The organism is Terriglobus sp. ADX1 (assembly GCF_036877645.1).
Taxonomy (GTDB): Bacteria; Acidobacteriota; Terriglobia; order Terriglobales; family Acidobacteriaceae; genus Terriglobus.
Map to the genome: position 1 here is coordinate 63,043 of NZ_JAEDXV010000017.1, position 19,956 is coordinate 82,998.

The following is a 19,956-nucleotide window of genomic DNA, read 5'->3' on the forward strand; positions in this document are numbered from 1 at the left end:
CCGGCACACTGCGACAAGCATCATGGAATGCATCCATGACAAGTGCCGGATCGACTAAGCCCATCAATACGCCCGCACAGGTGCTGTTTGCCTCACTCGTAGGCACCACCGTAGAGTTTTTCGACTTCTATATCTACGCCACAGCCGCTGTAATCGTTTTTCCGCTGCTGTTCTTTCCGGCAGGTGATCCCACCGCGGCCACGCTGCAATCGCTGGCAACCTTCGCCATTGCGTTCATCGCGCGCCCCATCGGATCGGCTCTCTTCGGTCACTTCGGCGACCGCATCGGACGCAAGACCACGCTCGTGCTGGCGCTTTCGACCATGGGCCTCTCCACCGTCGGCGTGGGACTTTTGCCAACGTATAAAACCGCTGGCGTCATCGCATCCCTGCTGCTGGCCCTCTGCCGCTTCGGTCAGGGCATCGGACTGGGCGGTGAATGGGGCGGTGCCGTTCTGCTGGCCACGGAAAATGCCCCGCCGAACAAGCGCGCCTGGTACGGCATGTTCCCGCAGCTTGGAGCCCCCATTGGTTTCTTCTTCTCCAGCGCGGTGTTCCTTGTGCTTTCGAAGTGGCTCACACCCGCGCAGTTCCTGTCTTTCGGCTGGCGTCTGCCCTTCCTTGCCAGCGGCGTCCTCGTGCTGCTTGGCCTCTACGTACGTCTCACCATCACAGAAACGCCCGTATTCGCCGAATCCATGGCGCGCCGCGAAGCCCAGCGCGTGCCCATCCTTTCCGTGTTGAAGAACCACTTCGGTACAGTCATTGCGGGCATCCTCACCAGCTTGTCCGCCTTCGTCGCCTTCTACCTGATGATCGTCTTCACGCTCACGTGGGCAACCACGGCGCTCGGCTACTCCAAGTCGGACTTCCTGAAGATGCAACTGGTCGGCGTACTCTTCTTCGCTCTTGCGATTCCAGCCGCCGCTCTGCTCGCAGAGAAGGGCCGCAAGCCCGTCATGCTGGCCATCAACGTCGCCATTGCAGCCTACGGCTTCGCTTTCGCACCGCTGTTCCAGGCTGGCCACGCGGGCGCACAACTCATGCTCATCCTCGGACTCACACTGATGGGCCTGGTCTACGGGCCGCTCGGTACGGTGCTCTCTGAGCTGTTCCCCACCCCCGTACGCTACACCGGTAGCTCTCTCGCCTTCAGCATCGCCGGAATCGTCGGCGCTTCACTCGCGCCCTATGTCGCGCTGTGGCTCGCGAAGAACTACGGCTTGAAGTACGTGGGCTATTACCTCACGTCGTCGGCTGTGCTCACTATGATCGGCCTGCTCGCCATCCGGGAAACCAAACACAGCAACATGGCCGCAGCCATCGAAGCTCCATAGCCCTACAGCGCAGGATGTGCCAGGTGGAAGCGCGTCTTCTCCTGGTACATCCGCGCAAAAGCCAGCAGCCTCGCATCGTCATAAAGCTGGCCAAGGAACGTAATACTTACCGGCGTTCCCGGTCCCCCAACATTAAAGCGGCTTCCATCACTGGTGTCCTGTGGCAAAGGCGCATCCTCACCGCGCAATCCATTCGGCACAATCACCGCCGGATGCCCGCTCAGGTTGGTCGCCGTCAGTTGCGGCCCACCGCTCGGTGTAACAATGATGTCCACTTCCGTAAACAACTTCGCCATCGCCGCAATCACTAAAGATCGCGCACGCATGGCCTGCACATAATCCACACCGCTATACATGCGCGACGTGCGGAATTGATTAGGCCAGTCATTGGGCGATTGCTCCGTCAACAAGTTCACGCGGCCGTTCCGCGTAATCTCATCGAACGAAGCCGCAGCCTCCACACCCAGCACTTTGCTGATGGATGAAAACGGCAACGCAGGCAACTTCACCGGAATCAACTTAATTCCCATGCCACGCAATACATCCAGCGTCGCGCGATCATAGCGATTGTCATACCGTTGCTGCTTAAAGTAATGCTCGCGCTGTTCACGCTGCTCCGGTTTCTCGTCCTTCTCCGCAGCGCGCAACGTCGGCTCTGCGAATGTGCTCTCCAGGTAGCCCACACGCAGCGAGTCGATCTCAACCGTCCCTGCTTGCATAAAGCGAACGTCGGAGCGCACAGACAAATCCTTGTCATCCGCACCGGCAATCGCAGCCATCACCAGCGCAGCATCTTCCGCACAATGACAGATTGGCCCCAGCTTATCCATGCTCCAGCTCAGCGCCATCGCTCCCGTGCGCGGCACCAAACCAAACGAGGCCTGTGTCCCGTTGCCCCGCACCGCGTACTAGGCGATGAGATCGAACCAAGCGTCTCCGATCCAATGGCAAACGCACAACATCCCGCAGCCACAGCCGAAGCAGGCCCCGCCGACGACCCACTTGATCCCTGTTTTGGATTCCACGGATTACGAGTCTTCCCGCCGAACCAAAGATCTCCCTGCGCCAAAGCACCCAGCGTCAACTTCGCAATCAGAACCGCACCAGCAGCATCCAGCCGCTGCACCACCGTCGCATTCTCGTCGATCACCTGGTGCTCAAACCCGCCCGCACCCCACGTCGTGGGATAGCCCTTCACTGCCAGCAAATCCTTCGCGCCCCAGGGAATGCCATGCAACGACCCGCGATATTTCCCGGCGGCGATCTCGCGATCTGCCTGCTCCGCCTGTCGCAACGCACGCTCTTCCGTAAGCGTGATCACGCAGTGCAACTTCGGATCGAGCCGTTTCAATCTACGTAGGTATAGTTTCGTAAGCCCTACTGAAGTAATGGCGCGTTGGCGAAGCCAATCCCCCAACTGCACAATCCCCGCAAAGGCAAACATTACCTCGTGCTCTGCGTTCTCTGAAGCCAAAAGACTGTGCAGATTCTCCTTGGGCTTGGTCTCAATCTCCTTCGCCGGGGTCGACAGAGACACACGGTGACCTGTCGCATACGGCAACTTAAATCCCACCGGACGCGGATCGAACACATCCGCAGGCGCAACAGAATTCAGCAGATGCAGATCCCGAATTGCCTGCAAACTCTTAAGCTGTGTGATGACGTCGCCCAGCATCATCTTCTTCTGTTCGTCCGTCAGCGTGATGCCTGCAATCGCCGCAGCCGCATCCAGCATCTCTGTCGTAATCGCAGGATTCTCGCTGATCCGCGGCGCTTCATACTTCGCTGCCTGCTGCGCGGACGCACTCTGCGCCATCAACCCCAGTAACGCACCGGGGAACAACGTCTGCGCCAATCCCGCTGCACCGCAGCGCTCCAGAAACTCTCGCCTGTCCATCATGCCCTCACTCTACCGCGCTTCCCGCGCCGCGACATACCAAACTTGCAACCGCATCGCACAGAAAACTAGCGCCATTCCATCCACAACTCGCGTCTAAGCCTGAGAATGATGCGTTTCCCCACAGCACTCCACAACGGCATGGCGATGACCTGCCTGCTGGCCTCTCTTTGCGCCGCGCAGTCGCCAAAGACACCGGTCACGAAGACGCCGCTGCACACACAGCCCGCGCAACGATCCGAGATCGTTGGTTATTTCCCACAATGGGGCATCTATAACCGCCGCTACATCCCCATCGACCTCATCCACAGCGGCGCCGTGCGCTCGCTAACGCAATTGGATTACTCGCAGGCCAACATCAGCAACAACGCGTGCGCCCTTGCCGATCCGAAGGCAGACACGGAGATGGTGTTCAAAGCCGAAGACTCCATCGACGGCATGGCCGATGAACCCGATGCGCCCATACGCGGCAACTTCCATCAACTACAACTACTGAAAGCGCGCTATCCCAAACTGCGTATCCTGATATCCATTGAAGGCAAGCCAGAGCTCTTCGCAGAAGCGGCAAAGCCGGAAAACCGGGTAGCCTTTGTCCATTCCTGCATTGCAAGATTCCTCGAAGGCCATATCGCTCCCAGCATCGAAATACCGCATCTCTTCGACGGCATCGACGTGGATTGGGAATATCCCGACGCAGATCACGCTGACGACTTCTATGCGCTGATGGCAGAGTTTCGCCGCCAGATGGACACCATCCGATGGAAATCGACAGCATTGCGTGCAGGCACCTCGCAACGCGGCTATACGCTCTCCATCGCCAGTGCTGCCGCGCAGAAACACATCACTCCCATTGACTGGAAACGTGTCGCCGCCAGCGTCGATCAAATAGGTGTCATGGCCTATGACTACTACGGCCCCTGGGCACGCGACACCGGATTCCACGCACCACTCGCGTCTGCCAACCCAAAGGCAGAGACCGTCACCACCACCATCAATGCGTACCTCGCCGCGGGTGCACCTTCAAGGCAACTTTTACTGGGCGTCCCGTTTTATGCCTATCAATGGCACAACGTCGCACAGGGCGGCAGCTACGGATTAAACAGCAAGGGCGACCCCGTTCGCGGCAATTTGAATCAATCCACCGCTGCCACACTCATGCAGAATCCGGGCGCGCATCTTTATCGTGACCCACTGTCGCACGCTCCGTGGATATACGACGGCGACAACTTCCTCACCTTTGAAGACGCCGTTTCGCTGCAGGCGAAAACCGCTTTCGCACACGACAACAGTCTCGGCGGAATCATGGTCTGGGAGTTGAGTGGCGACACCAACGACGCGCAACTCCTCCACGCCCTGGCGAAAGACACTTCCACAAACAAAGTCAGTTCAGAACACTAACTTGTTCGCAAACACGAAGAGGATGCCGAAAATGGCATCCTCTTCGTGTTTCTGATTCACGTGAAAGATTAATCTCCAGCAACAGGCTCCAACTGCCCGTGCGCCTGCGTGACCTTCTTGCGCGTCAGCTTGCGGCCCCAACGCTCCACACGCTCGCGCCAGCGATCGAAGTACAGGTAAACCACCGGCGTGGTGAACAGCGTCAGGCACTGCGACACAATCAGGCCACCGATGATGGTGATACCCAAAGGCCGACGCAGTTCCGAACCAACACCCGTACCAAATGCCAGAGGAACGCCGCCCAGCAGCGCTGCCATCGTCGTCATCATAATCGGACGGAAGCGCAGCAAGCATGCCTCATAGATGGCCTGCTCTGCGGTCTTGCCATGCTCACGCTCGGCAACGATCGCAAAGTCGATCATCATGATGGCGTTCTTCTTCACAATGCCGATCAGCAAGAGGATACCGATCATCGCAATAACCGACATATCCACCTGCGTCAGCAGCAGTGCCACAACCGCACCTACACCTGCTGAGGGCAGCGTGGAAAGAATCGTCAACGGATGGATGAAGCTTTCATACAGAACACCCAGGACGATATACACCGCAGTCAGCGCCAACAGCACCAGCACAGGCACCGTGGAAAGCGAATCCTGGAAGGCTGCCGCCGTTCCCTGGAATCCGCCACTGATGTTTGCAGGCATACCGATTGCGTTACGTGCGTTTTCAATCGCAAGCGCAGCATCTGACAACGCCACACCCGGCGCCAGGTTAAACGAGAGAGTTGCTGAAGGTGACAAGCCCTGATGGTTTACCTGCAACGGAATACGCTGATTTTCAAAGTGCGTAATGGCCGACAACGGAACCTGTGTTCCATTGCTGGTCTTCACAAAAATCTCACGCAACTGTTCTGGCGTGGCCTGCCACTGCGGAGCCACTTCCATCACCACGTGGTATTGGTTCAACGGCTTATAAGTCGTAGAAACCTGGCGCTGACCAAATGCAGCATTCAGTGTCTGATCGATAGTGAGTGCGCTGATACCGAGTCGCGATGCGGTATCGCGATCAATCACCAGCTTCGCTTCCAGACCATGGTCCTGCTGATCTGTTGCCACATCGCGAAGCTGCGGCGTCTTCATCATCTGCGCCATCATCAGTGGCGCCCAATGATTCAGGTCCGAGACAGAATCTGCAGACAGCGTGTATTGATACTGCGTCGCTGACTGGCGACCGCCGATATTCAATTCCTGCTGCGACTGCAGATACGCCACAACACCCGGTGTGCGCGACAGCTTCGGACGCAGACGATTGATGATGTCGTCTGCATTCGCCTTGTCCTTACGCTCATCCAGCGTTTTCAGCGAAACAAACAGGTTGCCTTGGTTATTCGCACCACCGCCCGGACCACCGCCACCCACAAACGCCATTACATTCTGAATGTCCGGGTCCTGCTTCATGATGGTGGCCATATCGATGATCTTTTGCTTCATCACGCCGAAGGACACATCCTGCTGCCCTTGAATACGGCCGCCCAAACGCCCCGTATCCTGCTGCGGGAAGAAGCCCTTCGGAACAATCGCAAACAGATAGATATTCAGAGCAAACGTAACCAGCCAGATGATCAGCACGGGCAACTGATGACGCAGCACCCAACTCAATCCGTGTTCATATTCCTCACGAAGCCAAATGAAGAACTTCTCGCTCCACAGATACAGCTTGCCGTGCTTCCGCGCACTGTGGGGTTCAAGAAACTTCGCAGATAGCATAGGCGTCGTCGTTAGCGAAACTACCAACGACATCAAAATCGCCACCGACAACGTAACAGCAAACTCGCGAAACAGGCGGCCCACAATGCCGCCCATCAGCAGAATCGGAATGAACACCGCGATCAGCGAAATGCTCATCGACATCACGGTGAATCCGATCTCCTTCGACCCCACCATGGCCGCATGATACGGATCAAGCCCGTCTTCCAGGTGACGTGAGATGTTCTCAATCACCACGATCGCGTCGTCTACGATGAAGCCCGTCGAAATGGTCAGCGCCATCAGCGACAGGTTGTCCAGCGTATACCCGAGCAGATACATAATGCCGAACGTGCCAAGAATCGACAGTGGCACAGACACCGATGGAATCAGCGTCGAACGCACTTCGCGCAGGAATGCGAAGACCACCAGCACCACCAGCACGATGGTCAGAATCATCGTCTGGGTAATGTCTTTCACTGAAGCACGCACCGTCTGCGTACGATCCAGCGAAACCTGCAACTTGATCGCAGGATTGATCGACGCCTGCAGCAGAGGAAGCTGCGCCAGCACACGATCCACCGTCTCAATCACGTTCGCGCCTGGCGACTTGAATACCGTCAGCAGGATGGCAGGCTTACCGTTGAACTGACCATAGGTCAGGTTGTTCTCAACAGAATCCACCACGTCCGCTACATCACCAATGCGAACAATACCCACGCCCTTCGAAGGTGTTGGCGCAGTCTGATTTGAAGTAAAGTTGCTAACCGCCGCAGAGGTATAGCCGGCGCTACCATCAATGTTTGCGTTCGTGCTGGCCACGGTCGCTGTATTGGCACTGCTGATCGCACTGGACACGTTTGATTGCAGCCCGTTGTTCGCGGTCGCATTCGTAACCGAACCGCCAGTGATCGCCACAATGCGAGGCCGATACGCATTCGCACCAAAAAGTTGATCGGTGGTTGAAACAGACCAACGCCGCTCGTCACCGTTCAGATATCCCGTCGGCTCAAGCACGTTGATGGTCTGAATTGCAGCTGCCAATTGCAACAGCGACAAGTTGTACGACGTGAGCTGATTCGGGTTCGCCTCCACGCGCACACCCGGTTTTGCAGAACCGCCCACAAAGGTCTGTCCCACACCCTGAATCGCAGCAATCTTCTGCGCCAGGATGGAGTCGGCAGCATCGTAAATCTGCGGCACAGTCAGCGTGTCGCTCGTCATCGCCAGAATCAGAATCGGAGCTTCTGACGGATTGATCTTGCGATAGCTCGGATTCTGCGGCATGTTCGCCGGCAACTGCGCACGCGCCGCACTAATCGCAGCCTGCACATCGCGCGCAGCACCGTTGATGTCGCGGTTCAGGTCAAACTGCATTGTGATGTTTGCAGATCCCTGTGACGACGTCGACGTCATCTGATTGATGCCTGCAATACGCGAGAACTGACGCTCCAGCGGCGTTGCAACGGACGACGCCATTGTCTCCGGATCACCGCCCGGAACACTGGCGCCAACGCTGATCACCGGGAACTCTACATTCGGCAGCGAAGAAACCGGCAGCATCTTGTACGCGACTGCGCCGGCAAGAATGATGGCGAACGAAAGCAGGAACGTCGCAATCGGGCGCTGAATAAACGGCTTGGAGAAATGGACGCCCGCAATTCCGCCCAGCGGGTCTGACTCGCCCTCGGCAGAATCCGCATTTCTGCGTTCATCTCTCGACGTGGCGTGCTCATGCGGATCATGATCCCCACCGCGCACAACGCGGTCATCCAGACGGGCGCGATCCCCCGGATGCACGTGCTCCGTGGGTGTCTTATCGCCGGGTTCGGGTGCTGTATTCATTGCATCGGTCCTTGTGTTGGACAGGAAAAATCAGTCATTGAAACGATTGCGAATGCGGTCTTAATCTCCGGTCGCATACTGCGGTTCGTCTTCGTGCAGATGCTTCAGACGTTCGCGGTCTCCCTCTTCCGTACCCAGATACTTGCGTCCAATGCGGTCAAAGAACAAGTACACCACCGGAGTCGTATACAGCGTCAGCACCTGCGAAACAATCAGGCCACCAATAATCGTGATACCCAGCGGACGGCGCAGCTCCGATCCAGTACCGGTACCCAATGCCAGCGGCACACCGCCCAGCAGCGCGGCCATCGTCGTCATCATGATGGGACGGAAGCGCAGCAGGCAGGCCTGGTAAATCGACTCTTCCGGCGTCTTGCCACCTTCGCGCTCTGCCTCCAACGCAAAGTCGATCATCATGATGGCGTTCTTCTTCACAATGCCGATCAGAAGAATGATGCCGATCAACGCGATCACCGAAAGGTTAGTCCCGGTGACGAACAACGCGAGGATCGCTCCCACACCTGCGGACGGCAGCGTGGAAAGAATCGTAATGGGATGAATGTAGCTTTCATACAGAACACCCAGAACGATATACACCGTGATCAACGCGGCCAGAATCAGAATCGGCTCATTCGAAAGCGAAGCCTCAAACGATGCCGCGGTTCCCTGGAAGTTCGCGTTCACACTCAGCGGCATGTTCAGTTCTTTTTCCGCTTTGCGTACCTGCGATACTGCGTCGCCGATGGAGTATCCGGGGGCCAGATTGAACGAGATGTTCACCGACGGGAACTGCCCTTCGTGCGAGATCGCCAGTGTTGTCTTCTTCTGCTCAAAATGCGTGAAGGTAGATAGCGGCACCTGTGTTCCGCTGGATGACTTCACATAAATGTTATCGAGCGCCTTGGGGCTCTTCTGATACTGCGGAGCTACTTCCAGAATCACGTGATACTGATTCTGCTGCGTAAACATCGTTGACACCTGACGCTGACCAAAGGCGTCGTACAGCGTGTCATCAATGTTCTGCGGCGTAATACCCAGTCGTGACGCGGTATCACGATCAATCACCAAAGATGCTTCCAAACCATCAGTCGTTTGATCCGATGCAACGTCAGCCAACGCAGGTAGTGTCCTGAACTTCTGCAGGATGCGGTTCGACCATTGCACAAGCTCGTCACTATTCGCATCTTCCACGGAATACTGGTACTGCGTACGGGCCGTACGATTCTCCACCGTCAGATCCTGCAACGGCTGCATGTATGCCTTGATGCCTTCCACCTTATCCAGACTCGGCTGCAGGCGACGGATGATGTCGGAAGCGCTGGTCTTGCGCTCTTCACGGTCTTTCAGATTGATCTGAATACGTCCAGAGTTCAGCGTCTGGTTCGTCGCATCAATGCCAATGAATGACGAAAGCGAATCCACGTCCGGATCCTTCAGGATGGCATTCGCCAGTGCTTGCTGCCGCTGGCTCATCGCACCAAAGCTGATGTCCTGCGGCGCATCTGTAATGGCCAGAATCACGCCGGTATCCTGCACCGGGAAAAAGCCCTTCGGCACCCACATATACATCAACAGCGTCAGTACAAAGGTCGCTGCCGTCACTAGCAGAGTGAGTGTCTGATGGCGCAGCACCCAGCGCACACCCGTGGCATAACGCGCAATCACCCAGTTGAAGAAGTCTTCGCTGACCTTGTAGAACTTGCCCTTCTCATGCTCTGGCGTGTGCTTCAGCAGCTTGGCCGCCATCATCGGAGTCAGAGTCAAGGAGACAACGGCAGACACAAGGATCGTCACCGACAGTGTTACGGCAAACTCGCGGAACAGGCGTCCCACAATATCGCCCATGAATAGCAGCGGAATCAGCACGGCGATCAGCGAAATGGTCAGCGACAGAATCGTGAAGCCGATCTGCTCTGATCCCATCAGCGCTGATTCAAGCGGCGAATGTCCTTCTTCCAGATAGCGGTCGATGTTCTCGACCATCACGATGGCATCATCCACCACAAAGCCGGTCGAAATCGTCAGCGCCATCAGTGACAAGTTATTCAGCGAATAACCCAGCAGATACATCACCGCGAACGTGCCCACAATGGACAGCGGTACCGCAACAGACGGGATGATCGTTGCACGCCACGAACGCAGGAACAGGAAGATCACCAGGATGACCAGTCCGATGGTCAGCATCAACTCGAACTGCACATCTTCCACGGAAGCGCGAATCGTTCCGGTACGGTCAGTCAGCGTCTCCAGCTTGACTGAGGCAGGCAGCGTCGCCTGCAACTTCGGCAGCAGCGCCTCAATACGATCCACCACGCCAATGATGTTCGCGCCCGGCTGACGCTGGATGTTGATGATGACGGCAGGCTGCGTATTCGGATTGCCATCCGCATCGCGGCGTCCCATCCACGCTGCCTGGAAGGCATTCTCCGCACCATCCACAGAATTTGCAACGTCGCTCATGCGCACCGGCGATCCGTTGCGGTACGCCACGATGACGTCCTGATAATCCTTCGCGGACAGCAACTGATCATTCGCGCCGATGGTGTAGCTCTGCAGGCGACCGTTCAGGTTACCCTTCGCCTGGTCCACGTTCGCCGCGGCCAGCGCGGTGCGCAGGTCTTCCAGCGACATGCCGTAACCAGCCAGCGCCGTCGGGTTCGCCTGAATACGCACACCCGGCTTCTGTCCGCCCGCAATTGATACAAGACCCACACCCGAAAGCTGCGAAATCTTGTTGGCCAGGATCGTGTCGGCCAGATCTTCCACCTTAGTCAGCGGCAGCGTCTTTGACGTCAAAGCCAGCGTCAGAATCGGCGCATCGGCCGGGTTCACCTTGTTGTAGATCGGAGGATTCGGCAGATTGCTGGGCAGATAGCTGCTGGCAGCATTAATGGCTGCCTGCACGTCCTGCTGCGCCACGTCGATGGATTCTGACAGATTGAATTGCAGGGTAATGATCGATCCGCCACCGGACGACGTGGACGTCATCTGCGTCAGACCCGGAATCTGGCCGAACTGGCGCTCCAACGCACCCGTCACGGCGGAGGTCATCACCGAGGGCGATGCGCCGGGGTAGTAGGTCTGCACCTGGATCGTGGGGTAATCGACCTGCGGCAGCGCCGAAACCGGAAGCTGCGTGTAGGCAACGCCACCCGCCAGCAAAACGGCAACCATCAATAGAACTGTGGCAACCGGACGAAGAATAAATGGCCGGGACGGACTCATGCGCGGAGGCTCCGGAAAGGGTAAACAGGCCGGGACGGGGCATTCAGCAGCCCGTTCCGGCCTGGAACATCAGTTGTCAGCAGCATTGGCCGCTGAGTGACGGCATCGCTGCCGGAAAATCTACTGCGTTTGGCGACGACCACCCGAACCACGCTGCCCGCCATTCATCTGGCCATTCGCGCCTTCACGATTCTGGTTAGGACCGCGGCTCGTTCCAAGCCCGCTGCTATCCGTGCCGCTCGGCGCCTGTCCTTGCCCGCGTCCGCGCGTCATCGCTGGAGAAACATCCGAATCGCGACCATTGCTGAAATCGCCAGCCCCCGGATTCGGGTTCGCCTTTTGCCCATCGGAATTCTGATTCTGGGCTGCCTTGCGCGCCGCCTGCATATCGTCAGACGGACGCGGGATCACACGGCTACCCGGCTGCAGCTTCTCCTGGCCATCCGTCACCACCTGGTCTCCAGCCTTCAGACCACTCTTCAGGATCACATTCGTGCCCTGCGTGCTGTCCACCACAACCTGAACCACCTCTACCGGGAAGTTCTGGCTGCTTGGACGAGCGCCACCGCTTGCCTGGCCGGCGCGTCCGCCCGCACCACCCGATGCATTCGCATCTGGCGATCCCGGACCAGCCGCAGTATTTGCGCCAGTTGCGGCATTCGCGTCACCGTTAGCATTCGCAGCCTTGCGTCCACCGCCGTTGCCGCCACGACCTGCACCAGCAGCACCGCCGCCCGCAACAGGATTGGCTTGGCCCTTGGTGCGATCAATCACGTAAACAAAGCTGCCGCCATTGCCGGTCTGAATCGCCGCCGCCGGGACCACCAGCGAGTTCGGACGATTCTCCAGAATCAGGTGGATGTTCACAAACTGATTCGGATACAGCTCATTGCCTTCGTTCTGGAAGACGGCCTTCAGCTTCGCAGTGCCGGTGGTCGTATCAATCTGGTTGTCCACCGTCAGCAGCGAACCCGTCGCCAGCTTCTGCGAGTTGGAACGGTCCCAAGCCTCAGCCACCAGCTTCTGACCGCCACGCATGTGCGAAAACACCTGCGGAATCTGGTCTTCCGGCAGCGTGAAGATCACGGCAATGGGCTGCACCTGCGTAATCACCACAAGTCCAGTCGTCGACGCCGCCGAAACGATGTTGCCCACGTCCACCTGGCGCAGACCCACAACACCATTAATAGGTGACGTGATGCGCGTGTAGTTCAGATTCACCTGTGCCGCATCGATCGCCGCGCGGTCAGCAGCCAGCGTTCCCACAGCCTGCCCTGCGGTAGATTCCTGTGTCTGCGTGCTTTCCTTGCTGACAACGCCAGCCTGATAGAGCTGGTTATAACGCTGTGCCTGAGCCTGCGCATATACGGCGTTCGCCTGATCGCGCGTCAGATTGCCCTTCGCCTGTTCCAGGGCCGCCGCATAGGGTCGCGGATCGATCTCAATCAGCAACTGGCCCTGTTTCACGCGCTGACCTTCGGTGAAGTTCACGCGCGTAATCTGGCCATCCACGCGGCTGCGCAGCGTCACGGTGTTGTATGCCGTCACTGTTCCCAGCGCCTGCAGCGAAATCGGCATCGTCTTCAACGTGGCCACGTCATAGGCCACCGGGATGATCTGCCCTGCGGCACCGGCACCACGTCGACCGCCCGGTCCGGCTGCCTCCTTCGGCTTGTTGGTCACAATACGGTACACAACAAAGCCAATCGCGCCACCCACCACCAGGATGAGAATCAGGACGCGCAGCCACGAACCGCCCTTCTTCGGCTCCTCCGGATGCTGAGACGCATCATTGGTTAGGCCGGTCGAAGAAGGAGAAGCGTGATCCGGCAACGCCGGGTGCGAGGAAGAGACTGGGTGCTCGCTGGCAGAAAGCGACATACGTTTGCGTAGAACCGTCCTGATTATTTTTTCAGATGAGGTGGGTCACCGGTATGCGCGAAACTCCGGAAGACTCTCTTTGACTATAAGGAATGACGGACAGCCCTGACAGAAGGTTTCGTGAGAATTCATCGCAGGCACCCCTGTACGCAAATGTCGCGTCTTTATAATCGCCTTGTTGCAGGGGTTCTATCCCGGCATCCCGTATAACCGACAAAGACAGGGAGTCGCAAGTTTATGGAAGACGATCGCCTGTCCGGCGTCGCCGCAACCGCTTATCCAGAGTCAAATGGAGCCGCAGATGTGCCTCTGTGCGTGGATCTGGACGGCACCCTGGTCAAAAGTGACACCCTGGTAGACGCCGTTCTGCTCCTGGTGCGCCAGCAACCCACCTCTCCCCTGTACTGGCCCAAGTGGGTCAGCAAGGGACGCGCCGGGTTCAAACGCGAGATCACCGGACGCGCCCAGGTCGATGTCGAATTCCTTCCCTACAACCAGCCGCTGCTGGAATACCTGTGGGAACAGCACGCTCTTGGCCGCCGCATCTACCTTGCAACTGCTGCAGACATTGGGTTTGCGCAACAAGTCGCAGCACATTTCGGCGACCTGTTCACTGGCGTGCTCGCCTCTGACGGAACCCTGAACCTCGCGGGTGCCAACAAGCTCAAAGCCTTCCAGGATCGATTTCCCGAAGGCTTCACATACATAGGCAACGCCATTCCGGACCGCACACTCCTGCGCGAAAGCGTTCTACCGATGGTGGCCAACCCTCACCGGAAGCTGCGCAAGGCTCTCCAGCGCGATCGCACCGCCATCCATCGCGAATTCATTGACCGCCGCTCCACCTCCGCGGTCTTTCTGAAGACGATCCGGGCGCACCAGTGGGCAAAAAACGCCCTCATCTTCCTGCCCGCAGTCCTCGCCCACGACTTTTCGACGCGCAGCATGATGGCCTGCCTCCTGGCGTTCTTCTCTTTATCGTTCTGCGCCAGCGCGACCTACATCATCAACGACCTGCTCGATATCGAAGCCGATCGCCGCCATCCGCGAAAGCGTCGCAGGCCCTTTGCCTCCGGCGACCTCTCTCCTATTGCGGGTGTTGGCATTGTGGCAGCGTTTTTCGTCATCGCACTGGCACTCGCGCTCTTGGTGCCGCACATCCCCACCCACACACCTCCAAAAACAGCCGGACTGCTCTCCGGACCTCACAGCTTTGTCATCTGGCTCGGCATTTACACCGTCACCACTCTGGCTTATTCCTTTGTTCTGAAGCGGATGATGCTGGTCGATGTGATCGTACTCAGTGGCCTTTACACCATCCGCCTTCTGGCAGGTGCTGCCGCCAGCGGCGTGTTCATCTCCGAATGGCTGGCCGCATTCTCCATCTTCTTCTTCCTCTCGCTAGCCTTCGTCAAACGCTTCAGCGAACTGGATCTGATGGTCGCCAGCGGCCAGGACAAAGCCTCCGGACGCGGCTACGGCACCGGCGACATCGAGCAACTGCGCGCCCTCGGCACCTCCAGCGCATTTGCCGCGGTCGTCGTGCTCAGCATGTACATTTCCAACCTGACGGCAGCACACCTCTACACCCACATGAGCCGCCTCTGGCTCATCGAACCGGTGCTGATCCTGTGGGTCAGCCGCGTCTGGCTACTCGCAAGCCGCGGCCAGTTGCACGAAGACCCGGTCGTATACGCCATCACCGATCGCATGAGCTGGCTGCTGGGTGCTCTTTGCGCCCTGATCGTGTGGCTCGCCCTGTAGTGGGCCGCACTCATTTATCCTGTAAAGACGCACCATGACGGATACCATCACACCCCTGAGCGCGTTCGATGACGCCTCGCTCGACCAGGCATTCCGCGCACTCACGGACGAAGTTCGCTCCGCAGCCGCGCAACTGACCACGCCCGAAGCGCAGGAAAACTTCCGCCTCGACTGGCTTGGCCGCAAACAGGGACGCCTGAAACTGCTCAGCGAAAGCTGGCTGAAGACCGCGCCGCCCGAAGCGAAGAAGTCGCTCGGCATGCGCTTCAACGCTCTCAAAAACGAGATTGAAGCCGCGCTCCTCGCAGGCCCTGCCAGCACCGCGGCAGAGGGTTCATCGCTGGACCTCTCCCTGCCCGGCATTCGCCGCACCATCGGCACGGAGCATCCGCTCACGCGCACCATGCGCGAGATGACCGCTGTCTTCGCCGCGTTGGGCTACTCCGTCGGCATCGGGCCGGAAGTCGAAAGCGACTTCTTCAACTTCGAAGCGCTCAACTTCCCGCCGAACCATCCCGCACGCGACACGCAGGACACCCTCGTCGTCGCCGATCAGGATAAGAAGCCGCTGCGCGAGCGTCTGTTGATGCGCACACATACCTCGCCCGTGCAGATTCGCACCATGATTTCGCAGCCACCGCCGCTGCGCATCGTCATCCCCGGCAAGGTGCACCGCAACGACGAAAGCGACGCCACGCACTCGCCCATCTTCCATCAGGTGGAGGGTCTCTGCGTCGACACGAACATCACCTTCAGCGACCTGAAGGGCACGCTCGACCACGCGATGAAGGCGTTCTTCGGCTCGTCAGTAAAGACTCGCTTCTTCCCTTCGTTCTTCCCCTTCACGGAACCCAGCGCCGACGTGCAGATCTCCTGCCCCTTCTGCGGACAGAAGGGCTGCCGCAAGTGCAAATACTCCGGCTGGATTGAACTTCTGGGATGCGGCATGGTTGACCCTGCCGTCTTCGCCGCCGTCGATCAGCGTCGCATCGAAAACGGACTCGAACCCGCATACGACAGCAAGAAGATCAGCGGCTTCGCCTTCGGCATGGGTGTGGAACGCATCGCCATGATGAAGTACGGCGTCGGCGACATCGGTCAGTTCTACTCAGGCGACCTCCGTTTCTTGTCGCAGTTTGTATGAGTAACGCAGCGAGTCAGCAGGTCAGCGAGTCAGCAAGTCAGCGCGGGAGAACACGCAACTACCGCGACCTGATCGCATGGCAGAAAGCGATGCAGCTTGCAAAGCAGGTAAACCTGACGACAGAACGATTTCCTGCTGAAGAACGCTTCGGACTAACGGTGCAAATGCGTCGATGCGCAGTCTCTGTTCCAAGCAACATTGCGGAAGGCCATGGAAGACTAAGTGATCGTGCATTAAGAATGTTCCTCGGCAACGCACGCGGCTCACTGTTTGAACTAGAAACACAGATACTGCTTGCTGCTGACCTTACGTATTTCAAAAAAGAAGATGCCGACAAGCTGCTTTCTTTAACCGCAGAAGTGGCCCGCATCCTCAACGGACTCTTAAGAACTCTGGAGGTCGACGAAGCTTGAGCGACGAAAGCTGACTTGCTGACTCGCTAACCCGCTGACTCGCTGCTTTTCACATGAATATTCTTTCCAACTGGCTGCGCGAATATCTTCCCGCGCTCGAAGTTTCCGACCGCCAACTGGCGGATGATTTGACGTTGCGCGGCATCGCCGTGGAAGGCGTGCATGCTCTGCCCAGCGGCGGCCATCTCTTTGAGATGGACATCACTACCAACCGCGTTGACGCCATGAACCACTACGGCATCGCGCGCGAGGCCGCCACCATCTACGGCGTGCCCCTGCTGCAACTGGAAGATCGCCGCGTGCTCAACGCAGAAGGCGAACCCACCGGTTCAGTTCACGCACATGCGAACAGCGCTTACCCCGTCCGCATCGACGCCCCGGAACTCTGCGGCCGTTTCACCGCACAGGTCATCCGCGGCGTCACCGTCAAGCCCAGCGAAGGTATCGTTGCCGAGCGTTTCGCGCAGATCGGCCAGAAGCCCATCTCCAACGCCGTCGACATCACGAACTACAACTGGCTCTCCATGGGCCACCCCACCCACGTCTTTGACCTCGACACCATCGAAGGCGGCATCATCGTGCGCCGCGCACACGCAGGCGAGAAGATCACACTGCTCGACGGCAGCGAAAAGACGCTCACTACCGACGATGTCGTGATTGCCGACGAAAAGAAGGCACTCAGCCTCGCCGGTGTGATGGGCGGATGGGACTCGCGCGTCACGGAAGCCACGAAGAACATCCTCGTGGAAGCTGCGTGGTTCGATCCCGCAACCATCCGCGCCACCTCTCGCCGCCACGGTCTGCACACCGACGCATCGCACCGCTACGAACGCGGAGCCGACCTCGGCGCCTGTGCTCTTGCAAATCGTTTGGTCACACGCGGAGTCATCGCAGCCTGCGGTGGCGAAGCCATCGGCCCCATAACTGACGTCGTCATCGAAGCGCAGGAACTTCGCACCACCAAGCGTCCGCACGTCACGCTCAGCGTGGAAGAAGTCCAGCGAATCCTCGGCACCACGATTGAGGAAAGCACTGCGGGCCATCTCGTTCCTGCAGATGTCGTGGAGCAGTATCTGCAGGCGCTCGGCTGCCATCTCCGCCCCAGCGCAGACGCAGGCACATACGAGGTGACACTGCCCTCGTGGCGTCTCGACCTCGAACGCGAGATCGACCTCATCGAAGAGATCGCACGCGTCTATGGCTACAACCGTTTCGCAGACACACTGCCCAGCTTCTCCGGCGGCGTCATCGCCCTGCCGCACGCGGCAAAGGAAGAAGTCGTTCGCACCACGCTGCGCGCCCTCGGCTGGACCGAAGCTATCAGCAGCACCTTCGCCTCCGAAACAGATTCCGCTCTGTTCACCACGGAATCCGCAGTACCGATGGGCAATCCGCTCAACGCGGAAGCGGGCAACCTGCGTCCGTCGTTGCTTCCCGGCATGGCAGGCATGCTCCTGCTCAACAGCACACGCGACGTCGCTGCGGTGCGCCTCTTTGAATACGGCACCGTCTTCATCGGCTCTACAGCGCAAGTGGACGAACATCCTTCGCTCACACTCGGCGCATACGGCAACGCATCTGCCACACGCACCATCGACGCCGCCGATGCACTCTTCTTCGAAGTAAAGGGCGCAGTGGAAGAGCTGCTCTCGCGCTTCGTCGCAAGCGCACCTACGTTCTCCGCAGATAATCTGCCCAAATGGATCGCACCCGGTCGCGGTGCATCCATCACGCTTGAAGGCAAGACGATTGGTTGGTTCGGTGAACTAACCAACGAAGAACGTGAGCGCCGTAAGCTGAAAGAAAACGTCGTCCTCGCAGAACTGAACATTCCTGCACTCTTTGCCTTCGATTTGAAGCAGCCCGCAGCGAAAGAACCTTCGCGCTACCAGGCCGTCGAACGCGACTTCTCGTTCCTCTTCGCAGACAACATCACCTGGGCCGCTGTTTCGCAGGCCATCGCTGGCTTGAACATCGCAGAGATGATCTCGCTGCAACCCATCGAAATCTTCCGCGATGCCAAGGGCAAGGCTGTTCCTAAGGGCGAATACTCGCTCCTCCTCCGCACCGTCTTCCAATCACCGGAACGCACACTACAGGAAGAGGAAATCACCGGTTGGCAGGAAGCAATCGTCGCCGCCCTGATCAAACTCGGCGGCAAACACCGCGCAGCCTAACCGAACTCAAACCAAAACAGAGGGGATGCCATCAAGGCATCCCCTTTCACTTGCATTACACGCCGAAGGCGTCAAGAACAATACGAAGTACCGAAGCACCTATTGCGGAGGCTTCGGCGCAAAGTATCCCTTACGCGCGCGTACGTGGTAACGCTGATCCAGCGTCGTCAGGTAAATCGTACGGAACGCACCATCCTGCTTCAGGTCGGCCGGACGATACCGCAGCGAATACTGCGAGCGCAACTCTTCCTGAATGTCCTGGAAGCCCTTGGCCACATCTTCAATCTTGTTCGGGAAGAAGGTGCGTCCACCCGTAGCTTCGCTCAAACGCATCAGCACATCGTCGCCCTTGTCGCGCGACGGCGAAACATTGGTGGAGATGGTGTACACCAGCGTATCCGCACGCTGGCATTCCTTAATGGCTTCCTGCTCCTGCACGCGCGAGTAGTTATCCTCTCCGTCAGAAACCACAATCAGCGCCTTACGGATCGTCTCGTTGCTGGTCACCGTCAGCATCTGATCGCGACACGTCTGATAGATCGCATCAAAAAACGCCGTACCGCCACCGGGCCGCAGCTTTTCAATCGCCGTGCTCAGCTTGTCAATGGAGTTGGTGTAATCCTGCACCAGATCCAGACGCACATCGAATCCGCTGACAAACGCTGCATCCTGACGGGGCCGCAACACCTGTAGCAGAAACTCCGTCGCAGCCTGCTGCTCAAACTGAAAGCGCGTGCGGATGGAGTTGGACGTGTCCAGCATGATGCCAATGCGCAGCGGCAGATTTGCCTGTTGCGTAAAGCTGATCACGCGTTCCGGGCGCTTGCCATCGTCCAGCAGACCAAAATCCTGCTGCTTCAGACCGGTAACAAAGTGACCCTTCTTATCCGTCACCGTGAACACCTGGTACACCTCGGGCACGAAGGCCTTCAGCGTATAGCCGCCACCCTGCGCATCGCCCGTGGGCTGTTCGCCCTGCGGCGGATTCGTTCCTTGTTGTGTATTCGTATTCGCCGGTGGAAGCGGTGCGGACTGCTGCTGCTGGGCGGACAAAGTGATCGAAGCCGCCACCAGTGCTACGGTGCCAGCGGCTTGAACAGCGAACTTACGAAAAACTGCCATACGGGGCG

The 19,956-nt window shown here is 58.3% G+C and carries 10 protein-coding genes and 1 pseudogene; 6 read left to right on the forward strand and 5 right to left on the reverse strand.

Annotated features, from left to right (window positions below; genetic code table 11):
• Positions 1 to 35: 35 nt before the first annotated feature.
• Complete coding sequence (locus JAO32_RS12580; protein WP_334240876.1) at positions 36 to 1,337, forward strand: MFS transporter; 1,302 nt, start codon at positions 36 to 38, stop codon at positions 1,335 to 1,337.
• A 2-nt stretch (positions 1,338 to 1,339) separates the two neighbouring features.
• On the opposite strand, the pseudogene JAO32_RS20065 reads toward JAO32_RS12580, so the two are convergent.
• Positions 1,340 to 3,237: pseudogene (locus JAO32_RS20065) on the reverse strand (amidase).
• A 105-nt stretch (positions 3,238 to 3,342) separates the two neighbouring features.
• Between JAO32_RS20065 and JAO32_RS12595 the strand changes: the two are divergent.
• Positions 3,343 to 4,632 carry a glycoside hydrolase family 18 protein gene (locus tag JAO32_RS12595; protein ID WP_334240881.1) on the forward strand — a complete coding sequence of 430 codons (1,290 nt, stop codon included), beginning with the start codon at positions 3,343 to 3,345 and terminating at the stop codon, positions 4,630 to 4,632.
• A 68-nt stretch (positions 4,633 to 4,700) separates the two neighbouring features.
• Here JAO32_RS12595 and JAO32_RS12600 read toward each other — a convergent pair whose 3' ends face one another.
• The 3 genes from JAO32_RS12600 to JAO32_RS12610 form a co-directional block, all read right to left on the reverse strand.
• Positions 4,701 to 8,222 (reverse strand): efflux RND transporter permease subunit, encoded by a 3,522-nt coding sequence (locus JAO32_RS12600; RefSeq protein ID WP_334240882.1) that lies wholly within the window; start codon positions 8,220 to 8,222, stop codon positions 4,701 to 4,703.
• Positions 8,223 to 8,282: 60 nt separating this feature from the next.
• Positions 8,283 to 11,447 (reverse strand): multidrug efflux RND transporter permease subunit, encoded by a 3,165-nt coding sequence (locus tag JAO32_RS12605; protein WP_334240884.1) that lies wholly within the window; start codon positions 11,445 to 11,447, stop codon positions 8,283 to 8,285.
• A 120-nt stretch (positions 11,448 to 11,567) separates the two neighbouring features.
• Positions 11,568 to 13,328 carry an efflux RND transporter periplasmic adaptor subunit gene (locus JAO32_RS12610; protein ID WP_334240886.1) on the reverse strand — a complete coding sequence of 587 codons (1,761 nt, stop codon included), beginning with the start codon at positions 13,326 to 13,328 and terminating at the stop codon, positions 11,568 to 11,570.
• A 237-nt stretch (positions 13,329 to 13,565) separates the two neighbouring features.
• Here JAO32_RS12610 and JAO32_RS12615 point away from each other — a divergent pair, with 237 nt between their 5' ends.
• Genes JAO32_RS12615 through pheT form a run of 4 tightly spaced genes read left to right on the forward strand, consistent with a single transcriptional unit; the run spans position 13,566 to position 18,826 of the window.
• Complete coding sequence (locus tag JAO32_RS12615; RefSeq protein ID WP_334240889.1) at positions 13,566 to 15,092, forward strand: UbiA family prenyltransferase; 1,527 nt, start codon at positions 13,566 to 13,568, stop codon at positions 15,090 to 15,092.
• Positions 15,093 to 15,126: 34 nt separating this feature from the next.
• Entirely contained in the window at positions 15,127 to 16,236 is a 1,110-nt protein-coding gene (gene pheS, locus JAO32_RS12620) for a phenylalanine--tRNA ligase subunit alpha (protein ID WP_334240891.1), read from the forward strand.
• Positions 16,233 to 16,649 (forward strand): four helix bundle protein, encoded by a 417-nt coding sequence (locus JAO32_RS12625; RefSeq protein ID WP_334240892.1) that lies wholly within the window; start codon positions 16,233 to 16,235, stop codon positions 16,647 to 16,649. Before pheS ends, JAO32_RS12625 begins: the two co-directional genes overlap by 4 nt.
• Before the next feature lie 53 nt (positions 16,650 to 16,702).
• Complete coding sequence (gene pheT, locus JAO32_RS12630) at positions 16,703 to 18,826, forward strand: phenylalanine--tRNA ligase subunit beta (protein ID WP_334240894.1); 2,124 nt, start codon at positions 16,703 to 16,705, stop codon at positions 18,824 to 18,826.
• A 99-nt stretch (positions 18,827 to 18,925) separates the two neighbouring features.
• Here pheT and JAO32_RS12635 read toward each other — a convergent pair whose 3' ends face one another.
• Positions 18,926 to 19,948, reverse strand: a complete 1,023-nt coding sequence (locus JAO32_RS12635; RefSeq protein WP_334240897.1) for a VWA domain-containing protein — start codon at positions 19,946 to 19,948, stop codon at positions 18,926 to 18,928.
• Positions 19,949 to 19,956: the final 8 nt, after the last annotated feature.

Bases quoted from the DNA above. Each gene is read 5' to 3' on its own strand.
- JAO32_RS12635 (WP_334240897.1), bottom strand. From the start codon at position 19,948: ATGGCAGTTTTTCGTAAGTTCGCTGTTCAAGCCGCTGGCACCGTAGCA.
- JAO32_RS12605 (WP_334240884.1), bottom strand. From the start codon at position 11,447: ATGAGTCCGTCCCGGCCATTTATTCTTCGTCCGGTTGCCACAGTTCTA.
- pheS (WP_334240891.1), top strand. From the start codon at position 15,127: ATGACGGATACCATCACACCCCTGAGCGCGTTCGATGACGCCTCGCTC.
- JAO32_RS12595 (WP_334240881.1), top strand. From the start codon at position 3,343: ATGATGCGTTTCCCCACAGCACTCCACAACGGCATGGCGATGACCTGC.
- JAO32_RS12625 (WP_334240892.1), top strand. From the start codon at position 16,233: ATGAGTAACGCAGCGAGTCAGCAGGTCAGCGAGTCAGCAAGTCAGCGC.
- pheT (WP_334240894.1), top strand. From the start codon at position 16,703: ATGAATATTCTTTCCAACTGGCTGCGCGAATATCTTCCCGCGCTCGAA.
- JAO32_RS12615 (WP_334240889.1), top strand. From the start codon at position 13,566: ATGGAAGACGATCGCCTGTCCGGCGTCGCCGCAACCGCTTATCCAGAG.
- JAO32_RS12580 (WP_334240876.1), top strand. From the start codon at position 36: ATGACAAGTGCCGGATCGACTAAGCCCATCAATACGCCCGCACAGGTG.
- JAO32_RS12600 (WP_334240882.1), bottom strand. From the start codon at position 8,222: ATGAATACAGCACCCGAACCCGGCGATAAGACACCCACGGAGCACGTG.
- JAO32_RS12610 (WP_334240886.1), bottom strand. From the start codon at position 13,328: ATGTCGCTTTCTGCCAGCGAGCACCCAGTCTCTTCCTCGCACCCGGCG.